This is a genomic window from Mesorhizobium subarcticum, assembly GCF_055456085.1.
On record NZ_CM144237.1, the window covers coordinates 6105816 to 6119917 of the forward strand.

The 14102-nt window shown below is 62.0% G+C and carries 16 protein-coding genes; 12 read left to right on the plus strand and 4 right to left on the minus strand.

Annotation, left to right across the window (positions count from 1 at the left end; translation table 11 throughout):
• Positions 1 to 25: 25 nt before the first annotated feature.
• Positions 26 to 736 (plus strand): helix-turn-helix domain-containing protein, encoded by a 711-nt coding sequence (locus tag ACZYHG_RS29970; RefSeq protein WP_464611651.1) that lies wholly within the window; start codon positions 26 to 28, stop codon positions 734 to 736.
• A 206-nt stretch (positions 737 to 942) separates the two neighbouring features.
• On the opposite strand, the gene ACZYHG_RS29975 is transcribed toward ACZYHG_RS29970, so the two are convergent.
• The 4 genes from ACZYHG_RS29975 to ACZYHG_RS29990 form a co-directional block, all read right to left on the minus strand.
• Positions 943 to 1983, minus strand: coding sequence for a heme-dependent oxidative N-demethylase family protein (locus ACZYHG_RS29975; RefSeq protein WP_464611652.1), 1041 nt, complete (start codon positions 1981 to 1983; stop codon positions 943 to 945).
• Positions 1984 to 2073: 90 nt separating this feature from the next.
• A complete protein-coding gene (locus ACZYHG_RS29980; protein ID WP_464611653.1) occupies positions 2074 to 3039 on the minus strand; it encodes a PDR/VanB family oxidoreductase in 966 nt (321 codons plus the stop codon).
• Positions 3036 to 3632, minus strand: coding sequence for a dimethylamine monooxygenase subunit DmmA family protein (locus ACZYHG_RS29985; RefSeq protein ID WP_464611654.1), 597 nt, complete (start codon positions 3630 to 3632; stop codon positions 3036 to 3038). The genes ACZYHG_RS29980 and ACZYHG_RS29985 overlap by 4 nt, the downstream gene beginning before the upstream one ends.
• Positions 3633 to 3672: 40 nt before the next feature.
• Positions 3673 to 4806 (minus strand): aminomethyltransferase family protein, encoded by a 1134-nt coding sequence (locus tag ACZYHG_RS29990; RefSeq protein WP_464611655.1) that lies wholly within the window; start codon positions 4804 to 4806, stop codon positions 3673 to 3675.
• A 287-nt stretch (positions 4807 to 5093) separates the two neighbouring features.
• Between ACZYHG_RS29990 and ACZYHG_RS29995 the strand changes: the two genes are divergently transcribed.
• From ACZYHG_RS29995 to ACZYHG_RS30045, 11 genes are all read left to right on the plus strand, one after another.
• Positions 5094 to 5381, plus strand: a complete 288-nt coding sequence (locus tag ACZYHG_RS29995; protein WP_464611656.1) for a hypothetical protein — start codon at positions 5094 to 5096, stop codon at positions 5379 to 5381.
• Between the two features lie 12 nt (positions 5382 to 5393).
• Positions 5394 to 5771, plus strand: a complete 378-nt coding sequence (locus ACZYHG_RS30000) for a hypothetical protein (RefSeq protein ID WP_464611657.1) — start codon at positions 5394 to 5396, stop codon at positions 5769 to 5771.
• A 15-nt stretch (positions 5772 to 5786) separates the two neighbouring features.
• Complete coding sequence (locus ACZYHG_RS30005; protein ID WP_464611658.1) at positions 5787 to 5948, plus strand: hypothetical protein; 162 nt, start codon at positions 5787 to 5789, stop codon at positions 5946 to 5948.
• A gap of 14 nt (positions 5949 to 5962) precedes the next feature.
• Positions 5963 to 7357, plus strand: coding sequence for an APC family permease (locus tag ACZYHG_RS30010; RefSeq protein ID WP_464611659.1), 1395 nt, complete (start codon positions 5963 to 5965; stop codon positions 7355 to 7357).
• Positions 7358 to 7402: 45 nt separating this feature from the next.
• The gene (locus ACZYHG_RS30015) at positions 7403 to 8092 is read left to right on the plus strand and encodes a hypothetical protein (protein ID WP_464611660.1); all 690 of its coding nucleotides are present in this window, start codon (positions 7403 to 7405) and stop codon (positions 8090 to 8092) included.
• The gene (locus ACZYHG_RS30020) at positions 8089 to 8418 is read left to right on the plus strand and encodes a hypothetical protein (protein ID WP_464611661.1); all 330 of its coding nucleotides are present in this window, start codon (positions 8089 to 8091) and stop codon (positions 8416 to 8418) included. Before ACZYHG_RS30015 ends, ACZYHG_RS30020 begins: the two co-directional genes overlap by 4 nt.
• A gap of 85 nt (positions 8419 to 8503) precedes the next feature.
• Positions 8504 to 9400 (plus strand): class II glutamine amidotransferase, encoded by an 897-nt coding sequence (locus tag ACZYHG_RS30025; protein ID WP_464611662.1) that lies wholly within the window; start codon positions 8504 to 8506, stop codon positions 9398 to 9400.
• Between the two features lie 4 nt (positions 9401 to 9404).
• Complete coding sequence (locus tag ACZYHG_RS30030) at positions 9405 to 10136, plus strand: GltB/FmdC/FwdC-like GXGXG domain-containing protein (protein WP_464611663.1); 732 nt, start codon at positions 9405 to 9407, stop codon at positions 10134 to 10136.
• Between the two features lie 6 nt (positions 10137 to 10142).
• Entirely contained in the window at positions 10143 to 11471 is a 1329-nt protein-coding gene (locus ACZYHG_RS30035) for an FMN-binding glutamate synthase family protein (RefSeq protein ID WP_027058313.1), read from the plus strand.
• A gap of 34 nt (positions 11472 to 11505) precedes the next feature.
• Positions 11506 to 12813 carry a type III glutamate--ammonia ligase gene (glnT, locus tag ACZYHG_RS30040; RefSeq protein ID WP_027058314.1) on the plus strand — a complete coding sequence of 436 codons (1308 nt, stop codon included), beginning with the start codon at positions 11506 to 11508 and terminating at the stop codon, positions 12811 to 12813.
• Between the two features lie 35 nt (positions 12814 to 12848).
• The gene (locus tag ACZYHG_RS30045; RefSeq protein WP_464611664.1) at positions 12849 to 14102 is read left to right on the plus strand and encodes a sarcosine oxidase subunit beta family protein; all 1254 of its coding nucleotides are present in this window, start codon (positions 12849 to 12851) and stop codon (positions 14100 to 14102) included.

Sequence of the window (14102 nt, forward strand, 5' to 3'; positions counted from 1 at the left end):
AAATCCGCGAAATCCGGGGGGCGAGATGGCGAAAGACAGTTCCAATCCCAAAGCCGGCGCCAAGCCAAAGCCGTCGCCAAAGGTCTCGGTGGACGGCAAGACCATCCGGGCGCCGCTGACGCAGAACCCGCACGCCATCCGCGACACCCGCGAGAAAGTGCTGGAGGTGGCGATCGGCCGCGAGGTGCGGGCGTTCCGCAAGAAGCTCGGCATCACCGTCGCTGATCTCGCCGTCGCCACCGACATTTCGCTGGGCATGCTGTCGAAGATCGAGAACGGCATCACCTCGCCGTCGCTGACCACCTTGCAGGCACTGTCACGGGCGCTCGGCGTTCCCGTCACCGCCTTCTTCCGCCGGTTCGAAGAGGAACGCAGTGCCGTCTTCGTCAAGGCCGGCCAGGGGCTGGATGTCGAGCGTCGCGGTACGCGCGCCGGCCATCAGTACAATCTGCTCGGCCATATCGGCTCCAATACCAGCGGCGTCGTCGTCGAACCCTATCTGATCACGCTGACCGAGGATTCCGATGTGTTCCCAACCTTCCAGCATGAGGGCATGGAGTTCCTCTACATGCTGGAGGGCGAGGTCGTTTACCGGCACGGCAGCAATCTCTACCCGATGAAGCCGGGCGACAGCCTGTTTTTCGATGCCGACGCACCGCATGGCCCGGAGCAACTGACGAAACTGCCGATGCGGTATCTGTCGATTATTTGCTATCCGCAGAACAGTGCTGGTTAGCCAATCTCCCCCCTCGTGGGGGAGATGTCCGGGAGGACAGAGGGGGGCGCTGTCCCGCCGACTTATCAATCGATCGTAGCTACCGACCTTAGATTGGTTGCGGACTTTAGGTCGAGGATGGGCAAGGTCGGCGTTCCTTCACGCCCCCCTCTGCCCTGCCGGGCATCTCCCCCACGAGGGGGAGATCGGCTGCTTCTCGGGCAGCTTCAATCCGGCCCAAACCCCGGTGATGTTGCACTGCCGTCATCCAGCTTCGCCAGCCACTCCACCAATGTCGGACGAAAGCGCGTCAGCCCCTTGTAGGTGGCAAGCTCTTCCGGCAAATCCCGGATCACGCGGTGCAGGCGCCGGGCCCATTTCGGCTGCGTCACCAGTTCATCCATCTTGATCAGATAGCAGCGGATCGGGAAGACGATGCCGTTGGAGCGCGGCAGCCGCCAGAAGCTCTGCAATTCGACACGCAGATGCACCTTGTCGCCGACATTCTCCGGCGTCACCGTGGTGCGGTCCGGGCCCCATTTGTGATAATTTTCGGGGCTGGTGTCGAGGCGCGGATTGATGGTCATCGTCCAGTTGAGGCGCCGCGCCGGCTTGCCCTGCTGGATGTTGGTGAGGAATTTCAGCGCCCGGGTAAAAATCCCCTTCTCATGCGCCAGCGGCACCGGCGCGTGCCATTCGAAGAAGTTCATGCCGATGTCGAAATCGAGCGACCAGTCGGCCTGCGTAGTGACCATGCCGGCATCCATCCAAAGATTGCCGTCACGCTGGTCGAGAATACAGAAGTCGCCCTGGCTCTGACGGGTGATGTATTCCATCGGCCCGTAAGGCAGGGTCGAGGTGTCGCCGAAGGTGAAGGTGTCGTCGATGCCGAGCGGCCTGTTGATCCAGCGCCAGCGGTCGCCGTCACGGGTCAGCGTGAAATGCTCGGGATAGCCAAGCGCCTGCTGCTCCATCAAAAGCTCGAGCAGGTCCCAGCCGGCCAAGGTCATGTGTGGCAGCGACTGGCAGCGCAGCGGATCCTCGGCCAGCACCAGCGCGCGATCCTGCATCTCGGCGACATAGTGCTCGTCGACGTCGATCAGGTTTTCCAGCACGCTGCCTTTCGGCCCGACGACATGCGGCTCGATGTTGACCGCATACATGTAGGCGTCTTCGTGGAACGGGAACGGGAACCGCCTGATATGCTCCGGGCTGTTCTTGAAGGTGAAATCGTCGCGGAACGTTTCCTTGCGAAAGGTGATGCCCATGATTTTCTCCTAGAGCGGGATGCCCGCTCTATCTCTTTGTTTAGCCGCATCTCTGCGACGCCAAGTGTATCCACTTGGCTGCAAAATGCTCTACCGCTCCAGCACCAGCGACCGGCCCTCGAAGCGCGACACGCACGGCATGATCTTGCAGCCGGAGCGATGGTCTTCCTCGCTCAGCCAATGGTCGTTGTGGATGAATTTGCCATCGTAAGAGATGACGTTGGTTTCGCACTGGCCGCAGACCCCGCCGCGGCAGAGATAGGGCGGATCGACACCGGCCGCCTCGATCGCCTCAAGCAGGCTCTGCTGCTCGTCGACGCAGATCGTCTTGCCGGTGACGGCCAGCGTCACGTCGAAAGGCAGGCCGGGCTGGGGTGCCGCGAAATGCTCGAAATGCACGGCCTCCGATGGCCAACCCAAGGCGCCTGCGCGGTCGCGCACCCAGTTGATCATGCCGGCCGGACCGCAGACATAGAGATGCGTGCCGAGCGGCTGTGTCGACAGCAGCCGATCGAGATCGATGCGCTCGTCGAGGTCGTCATGGTAGAGCCTGATACGCCTGTTGTAGCGCTCCCGCAGCACATCGGCATAGGTGCCCAGCGAAGCGGTGCGGCAGGTGTAGTGCAGTTCGAAATTGCCGCCCTCCCCCGCCAGTTGCGCGGTCTGCGCCATGAAGGGCGTGATGCCGATGCCACCGGCCAGCATCAGGTGTTTCTTGGCGCGCAGGTCGAGCGAGAACAGGTTGACGGGATAGCTGATCACCATCTCCAGGCCAGGCTTGACGGAGCGATGCATGAACAGCGAGCCGCCGCGGCCGACATCGTCGCGCCGCACGGAGATCGTGTATTCGCTGGTATCGAGCGGCGAACCCATCAGCGAATAGGGATTGAGGCGGGTGCGGTCGCCATCGCGCATCTCGACCACGACGTGGGCGCCACCGGAAAAAGTCGGCAGAAGCTCGCCATCGCGACGGCGGAAATGGAAGCGGGTGACCAGCTCGTTGACCGGAACGACATCGCTGACCACGACATCGAGCTTGGTGGTGCCGGTGCTCATGGGAAAGCCTCCTCCATTGGAGGAACCTCACTGCGATCCTCGGCATTGATGCACACGCCCTGAAAAGCGGCGAGGCGCCTGGAATAGTGATCGCGCACCAGGAGCAGGAGGCCGCAATGCGCGCAGGTCGCCGGCTGCGTCGTGACGTTTTCGGTGATGCCCTTGCAATGCACGCATTGCATTCGCCGCGCCAGCGAACCGCGATGCTCGGTCTGCATGGAGGTATGGTCGATACCGGCTTCGAGTGCGACTTGCATGGCCTGGCCGATCAGGCCTTCGGTGCCGGCGAGATAGAGGCGCAGGCCCATATGGGCGTTGGTCAGCGTCTGCTTCAGCCGGGGCAGCAAGCTGGCAAAGGATGGCGCCTGGTGAAACTGCGCCGGTTTCAGCGCTTCGAGGGCGCCGACATGCTTGCCGTCGGGACCTGGGATGAAGACAATCTCGGCCCCGTCGAAGAAGCCGGGCGGGGCCGTCCTTGCCATATCAACGATCGCCAGCGCGCCTTCGGCATCCGCCACGAAAAGATGGTGCTTGCCGGGCTGCGAAGACAGGGTTCCGTAAATGGGCCGGCTGATGATGGTCTTGGCTGCCATTCTCTCTGTTTGCCCTAAATCCCTCGCTGTCGATAATGCCTCAGCCCTTGGCGGTGCGTTTGGTTTTCTTCGGATCGTCGAAGGGAAGCGGCTGCGCCGTCGCCTTGATCGATCCGCTCTTGTTACGGATTTCGAGCTTGGTGTCCTTGACCGCGCAGTCGACGTCGAGGCGGGCGATGCCCATCGATTTCTTGACCAGCGGCGAATACATGGCGCAGGTCACCACGCCGACCTTCTTGCCGTCGCGATAGACCGGCGCACCTTCGTCGGCCGGCTCCTTGCCGTCGAGCAGCACGCCAAAAATCTTGAAGCGCTCCTTGCCCTTCAGCCGATAGTGCTCTTCGGCACCACGGAAACCGGTCTTGCCGGGGCTGACAGTGAAGTCGAGGCCGAGTTCCCACAGCGTATCGCCAGGGCCTTCATTCTCGAACGGATATTTTTGGGAATTGTCGTAGGGGTAGAACAACAAATAACTTTCGACCCGCAACATATCCAGCGTGGTGAAGCGGCACGGAATGATGCCGGCACTCTTGCCCTCGTCAAGGATCCTGTCCCAGATCGTGCCGGCATCCTGGCCACGGCAGAAGATCTCGTAACCGCGCTCTCCGGTATAGCCGGTGCGCGAGATCATCACGGGCAAGCCGAACAGCTGCGTCTGCATGTGATGGAAGTAATTAAGGTCGCGGATGCCCGGCACATGCTTGGCGAGATAGTCGACCGCGGTCGGCCCCTGCAACGACAGATCGTGCAGATTGTCGTCGAAGCGCAGCGAGACGTCACGCCCGACGGAAGCGCGCTGCAACTCCTCATGGCCGGTGCCCGAACCGTGCACGACCATCCAGGCGTTGGGCCCGGTGCGGTAGAGGATGCAGTCGTCGGTGAATTTTCCCGCCTCGTTCAGCATGCAGGCATAGGCCGATTTGCCGGGGTAGATCTTTTCGACGTCGCGCGTCGTGGCGAGGTCGATAAGATGCGAAGCGTGCGGGCCGGTGATGTGGACCTTCTTCAGCCCCGACACATCCATCAGCCCCGCCTTGGTGCGGATGGCTGTGTATTCCTCGTCAGCGTTCTTGTCGTAGGTCCAGGCGGTCCCCATGCCGCTCCAGTCTTCGAGCTTCGAACCCAGCGCGCGGTGGCGATCCGCCAGGGTCGAAAATCTCCAGGATGCCGTCATCCGCTCGTCCTCCGTTCAAAATCTGCTGTTCCCTGCTCCTTGGCGCAGAGGCTGGAGCTTTGGGTTGAATATTGATCGCAAACGCGGGAGAGCCGCAATCCCCTGAAAGCAAATAATTTCATTCTCAGGCAAAATCGGCCACCCCCGACCAAACGGTTAACTCAACGTAAATTGGCCTTGACAATTGCGGAAATCGGCCTGAGTTTATGAAAAAAATTTCACTCTCTTGAAAGAGGGCGGCGCGCGGTGGATTCGGAACCGAACGTCGGAAAAAAGGGGAAAAACCGATGTCAGACCTGCAGCAGCGCATCGAAGCGCTGTACCGTTCCGACTTGCGCGGATCCGCGCTTCTGATCATCTGCCTGTGGGCGACGATCCTCTTCGTCCTCTTCATGACGTGGCCATACATCCCAGACAGCGGGATCAAGCTCGTGGTCGCAATCGCCGCCGCGGCCGTGCTGATCTTCAACACGGCAGCGATCCTGGCGATGGTCAAACACTACAAGGAAGACAAGGACTTCATCTACGGTCTCGATATCAAGAATGCCGACGCATCCCGCAACCGCAAGTCCTGAGGGGTACACCGCATGTCCCGTTACATTCCGCCGGAGCAGAGCAAAGCCGGGCAAATCTTCGATATCGTCGTCGTCGTGGTCGCCATCTTCGTGGCGCTGTGGCTGCCGCTCAAGCTGGGGCTCGCCGGAGCCGCCAAATCCATCGACGCGCTCGACGCCAAGACCTGGGAAGCGCTTGGCCAGAACCCGACCATGGCCGCGATCTGGGAGAAACTCGGCTACACGCCCGAGACCGCGCATGACGTAATCCAGAACCGCTTCCACTATGTCATCGACTGGCCGACGCTGATCATCATGGCGGCGGTGCTGATCGGCTACTTCGTCTTCCTGTTCCGCGCTTCCGACCGCGAATATCGCGACGTCATCAACGAAAAATTCGACGACAAGTAATTCGGGGACAAGCTCATGTGGGTGGCACTCTCTTACGCATGCTGGGGCATCTCGGTCTTGCTCGCGCTGTGGATGCTCTACGACTGGTTCAAGGTCGATACGACCTATTCCGAGGACGTCCTGACCTCGTCGCGTGAAGGCGAACTTGAAGCCGTTTCCGAAAAACACCGGATCTGAGTGGGGATTGAACAATGACGACCGCACTTGAACCGGCAATTCACGGCGACAGGGTCTCACTCCTGCGGGTGCTCGGCCCGGCCCATGTCTGGGCGCTCGGCGTCGGCATCGTTCTGGTCGGTGAATTCACCGGCTGGAATTTTTCCGCCGACAAGGGCGGCGCTCTGGCAGCACTCATCGTCTGCTGGGTGGTCGGGTTGCTCTACACCTCGGTCGCCATGATTGATTCCGAGGTGACATCGACGGTCGCCGCCGCCGGCGGCCAGTACGCACAGGCCAAGCACATTGTCGGGCCGCTAATGGCCTTCAACGTCGCGCTGTTCCTGGTGTTTGCCTACACGATGCTGGAGGTCTCGGACGCCATCCTGCTCGGCGACACGATCGTCGCCAAAGCCGGCATCGAAGGGCTCACCCACAATTCCTTCATCGCCGCCACCATCGTGGTGCTGGCTTGGCTCAACTATCGCGGCGTTCTGATGACGCTCAATGTCAATTTCGTCATCACGGCAATCGCCTATATCTCGATCGTCATCCTGTTCTTCTCGGTCAGCCCGTGGACGCAAGGCGCGGTGCTGAAGCTCAACGAACTGGTGACGCCCGGCAACGCGCTGCCCTATGGTTGGATCGGCGTCATCGCCGCCTTCCAGTTCGGCATCTGGTATTATCTCGGCATAGAAGGCACCACGCAGGCGGCCGAGGAAGTGCGCTCGCCCGCGCGCTCCCTGCCCTATGGCACCATGGCCGGCATGATTACGCTTCTGATCGCCGCCGCCATGACCTGGTATGTCTGCGCCTCGCTGATGCCCTGGGAATATCTCGGCATCACCTATTATCCGCTGTGGGACGCCGGCAAGCTGACGGGCAGCCCGTTGCTGGAAAACCTTCTGTTCATCGCCACGCTGCTGGCGGCGCTGGCATCGGCGAATGGCTGCATTAACGATGCGGCCCGTGCCTGGTTTTCGCTCGGCCGCGACCGCTATCTGCCGAGCTGGTTCTCGGCGGTGCATCCGAAATACCGCACGCCCTACCGCTCGATCCTGTTCCTGCTGCCGATCGCACTGGCCTTCGCCTTCATCGCCGACCTCAACCAGGCGATCACCTTCTCGATCCTGTCTGGCGTGCTGCAATATACGTTCATGAGCATCAACATCATGATGTTCCGCAAGAAGTGGCCGCTCGGCACGATCCGCCGCGGCTATACGCACCCCTTCCATCCGCTGCCGGCGATCGTGCTGTTCTGCCTGTGCGTGGTGACCTTCTTTGCGATCTTCCTCGGCTACGGCTCGCAGCTGATCGCCATGGTTGCCTTCTACTTCCTGATTTCGCTGTGGTTCCATTTCCACCGCTACCGCTATGTGCGCCGCGGCGACCAGTTCACCATGCCGTGGCCGAAGCCGCAGGGCTATTGATGGGAGACGGCCCGCCCGGGTGCCGGATGGGCCAAGCATGACAAAATGTCCGAAGTGACATCAGCACTGTTCGCCGGGGCGATTGTCCTGGCTCTCGCCCTCCACCTTGTGTGGCTGGCGCGCCGCAGCCGCAACAGGGCATTGGTGGCGCTCGCCGCCGACGAGGCTGGCATCCGCACTGTTATCGCCGACGCTGCTGATGTTTCGGACGGCACTGCCGGTGTCATCACCTGGGAAGGTTCGTGGAACGGTCAACGCGTCCAGTTGCGCACCATTGTCGATACGCTGGCGACGCGAAAACTGCCGGCACGCTGGCTCAGCGTTTCGATCACCGACAATGTCGCCGTGCCAGCCACTTTCGACATGATGATGCGGCCAGGCTCGCCGACGACCTTCTCTAATTTTGACAATCTCCAGCACACGCTGCCAAAGGCGCCGGGATTCCCCGCCGAGGCGGTTCTGCGGACAGACCTCAGGGGCGCGCGCTTTCCGCAAGGCCTCATCGCCGACCATCTCGAACTCTTTTCCGAAGGACGCGCCAAGGAATTGCTGATCACGCCCAACGGCGTGCGCATCGTCTGGCTGCTGGCCGAGGCCGAGCGCGCGCGCTACGGTGTTTTCCGGCAAGCCGCGTTCGGTGACGCGCGGATCGATCCGGCGCTGATACAGCGGCTGCTCGTATCCCTTTCAGCGCTGCGCGACGCCATCAACCAAAGCGAACGGCAAGCCGCATGACCAGCTCAGACACCTCTCCGACGCCGGTGAGCCCTTATCTCGTGCTCGGTGCGGCAATCGTTTTGCCAGCAAGCGGCCATGTCATTCTGGGCGTGCCGGTGCGCGGGCTGCAGTTTCTGTTCTTCATGGTGATCCTGGCCTGGGTCACCGCCAGGATCGCGCCGCCCGACGCCAGCTTCATCGGCCGCCATGCCGGCGGCTTCCTGATCTATGCGCTATCCATTCTGGACGCCTACAAGCTCGCTCGTATCCGCCATGCCCGATGGGTTCACAATGCCGCGCAGGGCAGCAATAATTCGCATGGCGGCATCACGCCGCATACGTAACTACAGGAAAATTTTTTTCATGTGATTGAATTTTGGCAACGCATTCGGTACATCATCTCTTAGCTACAAACGTTGGGAGGCTGACATGTGTGGAATTGTCGGACTGTTTTTGAAGGACAAGTCGCTGGAGCCGAAGCTCGGCGCGATGCTGTCGGAGATGCTGGTCTCGCTCAGCGATCGTGGCCCGGACAGCGCCGGCATCGCCATCTATGGCGCGCCTTCCAAGAATGAGGCCAAGATCACCATCCAGTCGGCCAAGCCCGCGCGCGATTTCCCTGGCCTCGACACCGAGCTTGCCAAGGCGATCGGCGTGCCGGTGAGCATTGCGGTGAAATCGACCCATGCCGTCGTCAGGACAACGCCCGCCAAGATCGACGAAGCGCGCGAGGCCATCCAGACACTGCGCCCCGATATACGCGTCATGGGTACCGGCGACGTCGTCGAGATCTACAAGGAGGTCGGCCTGCCCGAGGCTGTCGTCGATCGCTTCGACGTTCGCAAGATGACCGGCACGCATGGCATCGGCCACACCCGCATGGCGACGGAATCGGCTGTCACCACGATGGGCGCGCATCCCTTCTCGACCGGCGCCGACCAGTGCCTGGTACACAATGGTTCGCTGTCGAACCACAACAATGTCCGCCGCGAACTGATCCGCGAGGGCATGAAATTCGAGACCGAGAACGACACCGAGGTGGCGGCCGCCTATCTCTCCTCACAGATGGCGCATGGCAAGAACCTCGGCGAGGCGCTGGAAGGCACGCTCTCCGACCTCGACGGTTTCTTCACCTTCGTCGTCGGCACCAAGAACGGCTTTGGCGTGGTGCGCGACCCGATCGCCTGCAAGCCCGCCGTGATGGCCGAGACCGACCAGTATGTCGCCTTCGGCTCGGAGTATCGCGCGCTGACCAAGCTGCCCGGCATAGACAATGCGAGGGTCTGGGAACCGGAGCCCGCAACTGTCTATTTCTGGGAGCATTGAGTTCATGCCGGCAACCAAACTTTCAAAGGCGGCGGCGAGTGACCAAGCCTCCCGGGTGTTCGACCTCGATGTGTCGTCCCTGCGCGAGCTCAACCAGGCGCTGCACAATCTGACGCCCGGTTCGAATGAAACGGCGTGGGAAGTGCTACACCCGAAGGGCAGCCATTCGGTTGCCGTCGGCGTCGACCAGCCTGTTTCCATCGATGTACGTGGCAGCGTCGGCTATTACTGCGGCGGCATGAATTCGGGCAGCACGATTACCGTGCATGGCTCGGCAGGACCCGGCGTCGGCGAGAACATGATGTCGGGCTCTATCATCGTCAAAGGTGACGCCAGCCAGTATGCCGGCGCCACCGGCAAGGGCGGACTGCTGGTCATCGAGGGCAATGCCTCGTCGCGCTGCGGCATTTCGATGAAGGGCCTAGACATCGTCGTGCATGGCAATATCGGCCACATGTCGGCCTTCATGGCGCAGTCCGGCAATCTGGTGGTGCTGGGCGATGCCGGCGATGCGCTGGGCGATTCCATCTACGAAGCGCGGCTCTTCGTGCGCGGCAAGGTCGACAGCTTAGGGGCCGACTGTATCGCCAAGGAAATGCGGCCCGAGCATCTGGAGTTGCTGCAAGGCCTGCTCGACCGTGCCGGCGTGACAGGCGTCAAGCCGTCGGAGTTCAAGCGCTACGGCTCGGCGCGCACGCTTTACAATTTCAATATCGACAACGCCGACGCGTATTGAGGCAGCATGACCTATCGCAACCCGCCGACGACGCCGCGCAAATCCGCGACCTTTGACGACTATACACTTTCCGAAATCCGCCGCGCCGCGGCGACCGGCATCTATGATATCAGGGGCGCCGGCGCCAAGCGCAAGCTGCCGCATTTCGACGACCTGCTGTTCCTCGGGGCCTCGATCTCGCGCTATCCGCTCGAAGGCTACCGCGAGCGCTGCGACACATCAGTGGTGCTGGGCTCGCGCCATGCCAAAAAGCCGATCGAACTGAAGATCCCGATCACCATTGCCGGCATGAGTTTCGGCTCGCTGTCCGGCCCGGCCAAGGAAGCACTCGGGCGCGGCGCAACGCTGTCGGGCACCTCGACCACCACAGGCGATGGCGGCATGACCGAGGAAGAGCGCGGCCACTCCAAGCAACTGGTCTATCAGTATCTGCCTTCGCGCTATGGCATGAATTTGCGCGATCTGCGCCGGGCCGATGCGATCGAAGTGGTAGTCGGCCAGGGTGCCAAGCCCGGCGGCGGCGGCATGCTGCTTGGCCAGAAGATTTCCGACCGCGTCGCCGAAATGCGCACGCTGCCAAAAGGTATCGACCAGCGCTCGGCCTCACGCCATCCCGACTGGACCGGCCCGGACGATCTCGAGATCAAGATCCTTGAGCTGCGCGAAATCACCGATTGGGAGAAGCCGATCTACGTCAAGGTCGGCGGCGCCCGCCCCTACTATGACACAGCCCTTGCCGTGAAGGCCGGCGCCGATGTCGTCGTCGTCGACGGCATGCAAGGCGGCACGGCGGCGACGCAGGAAGTGTTTATCGAGAACGTCGGCCAGCCAACACTCGCCTGTATAAGGCCGGCGGTGCAGGCGCTGCAGGATCTCGGCATGCACCGCAAGGTGCAGCTGATCATCTCCGGCGGCATCCGCAACGGCGCCGACGTCGCCAAGGCGATGGCGCTTGGCGTCGATGCGGTATCGATCGGCACCGCAGCGCTGGTCGCTCTCGGCGACAATGATCCCCGCTGGGAGGCGGAGTACAATGAGCTAGGCACCACGGCCGGCGCCTACGACGACTGGCATGAGGGCCGCGACCCCGCCGGCATCACCACGCAGGACCCGGAGCTGATGAAGCGCGTCGACCCGGTCGCCGCCGGCCGCCGGCTGGCCAACTACCTCAAGGTGATGACGCTGGAGGCGCAGACGATCGCGCGTGCCTGCGGCAAGAACAGCCTGCATAATCTCGAGCCCGAGGACCTCGTCGCATTGACGATCGAGGCAGCCGCCATGGCCGGCGTCCCGCTGGCCGGCACCAACTGGATACCGGGGAAGAACGGCTTCTAGACAGCATCCAAAATACCATAAGCGAGGAACTATAATGGGGAACGATCTCGCCACTTTCGCCAAAAAGAACGGCGTCAAGTATTTCATGATTTCCTACACTGACCTGTTCAGTGGCCAGCGTGCCAAGCTGGTGCCGGCGCAGGCGATCGCCGACATGCAAAAGGACGGTGCCGGCTTTGCCGGGTTCGCCACATGGCTGGACCTGACGCCAGCGCATCCCGACATGCTGGCGGTGCCGGATCCGGATTCGGTCATCCAGCTGCCGTGGAAGCCTGAGGTCGCTTGGGTCGCCGCCAACTGCATCATGGACGACAAGGAGGTCGACCAGGCGCCGCGCAACACGCTGAAGCGGCTGATCGCTGAAGCCGCCAGCGACGGCATGCACGTCAAGACCGGCGTCGAGGCCGAGTTCTTCCTGATCTCGCCGGACGGCAAGACGATCTCCGACGAATACGATACGGCATCAAAACCCTGTTACGACCAGCAAGCGGTGATGCGCCGCTACGATGTGATCGCCGAGATCTGTGACCACATGCTGGCGCTCGGCTGGGGCGCCTACCAGAACGACCATGAGGACGCCAACGGCCAGTTCGAGATGAACTGGGCCTTCGACGATGCATTGGCGACCGCCGACAAGCACTCATTCTTCAAGTTCATGGTCAAGTCGATCGCCGAAAAGCACGGCCTGCGCGCCACCTTCATGCCCAAGCCTTTCCAGGGTCTGACCGGCAATGGCTGCCACGCCCATATCTCGGTGTGGGACAAAGCCGGGAAAACGAATGTCTTCGCCGACAATGCGATGGAGCTTGGCCTGTCGGCCAAGGGCAGGAATTTCCTCGGCGGCATCATGAAGCATGCCTCGGCTCTCGCCGCGATCACCAACCCGACGGTCAATTCCTACAAGCGCATCAATGCGCCGCGCACCATTTCGGGCGCGACCTGGGCGCCGAACACCGTGACCTGGACCGGCAACAACCGCACCCACATGGTGCGCGTGCCCGGCCCCGGCCGCTTCGAGCTGCGCCTGCCCGATGGCGCCGCCAACCCCTACTTGCTGCAGGCGGTGATCATCGCCGCCGGTCTCGACGGCATCCGCTCCAAGGCCGATCCCGGCAAGCGCTACGACATCGACATGTACCAGCACGGCCACACGGTGAAGGGTGCGCCAAAGCTGCCGCTCAACCTGCTCGACGCTTTGCGCGAGTTCGACAAGGACAAATCGCTCAAGGCGGCGCTGGGTGAGGAATTCTCGTCGGCTTATCTAAAGCTGAAGCACCAGGAATGGAATTCCTATGCTTCGCACTTCACGCAATGGGAGCGCGACCACACGTTGGACATCTAACTGTCCAACCATGCGAGCGACCTCGGAATGAACGTATGAAATACTCGATCTTCTCGCTCGCACGTGCCGCCCTTTCCGGCCACAAGAACTGGCAGCGCACCTGGCGTGACGCCAGCCCCAAGACTCACTACGACGTGGTGATCATCGGCGGCGGCGGCCATGGCCTGGCCACCGCCTGGTTCCTCGCCAGCGAATACGGCATCAGAAATGTCGCGGTGCTGGAAAAGGGCTGGATCGGCTCCGGCAATGCCGGCCGCAACACCACGATCATCCGCTCCAATTACGGCCTGCCCGGCAATACCGGCTTCTACGAATTGTCGATGAAGCTGTGGGAGCGGATGGAGCAGGACCTCAACTACAATTCGATGGTCAGCCAGCGCGGCGTCATCAACCTCTACCATTCCGATGCGCAGCGCGACGCCTATGCGCGGCGCGGCAACACGATGCGCATCAACGGCATCGACGCCGAGCTGCTTGACCTCGCCGCAGTCAAGAAGATGATCCCGTTCCTGAACTATGACAATGCCCGTTTCCCCGTGCAGGGCGGGCTGTTGCAGCGGCGCGGCGGCACGGCGCGCCACGATGCCGTCGTCTGGGGCTATGCCCATGCCGCGAGCGAACTCGGCGTCGACATCATCCAGAATTGCGAAGTCACCGGCTTTGTCAGGGACACCAATGGCAAGGTGACCGGTGTCGAGACCTCGCGCGGCAGGATCGGCGCCGGCAAGGTCGGCATGGCCGTCGCCGGCTCCTCGTCACGGGTCGCTGATATGGCGGGCCTGCGCCTGCCGATCGAAAGCCATGTGCTGCAGGCCTTCGTGTCGGAAGCGATCAAGCCGCTCATCCCCGGCGTCATGACCTTCGGCGCCGGCCATTTCTATGTCAGTCAGTCCGACAAGGGCGGGCTGGTCTTCGGCGGCGACATAGACGGCTACAATTCCTACGCCCAGCGCGGCAACATGCCCGTGATGGAGGATGTCTGCGAGGGCGGCATGGCGCTGATGCCGATGATCGGCCGCGTACGTCTTTTGCGCCAGTGGGGCGGCATCATGGACATGTCGATGGACGGTTCGCCGATTATCGACAAGACGCCGGTCGACGGGCTCTATCTCAACGCCGGCTGGTGCTATGGCGGCTTCAAGGCGACACCGGGATCGGGCTTTGTCTTTGCCCATCTGCTGGCCCGTGATGAATCGCATGCCGAAGCCGCGCGGTTCCGCCTCGACCGATTCCGGACTGGCGCCATGATCGACGAAAAGGGCCAGGGCGCCCAACCGAACCTGCACTGA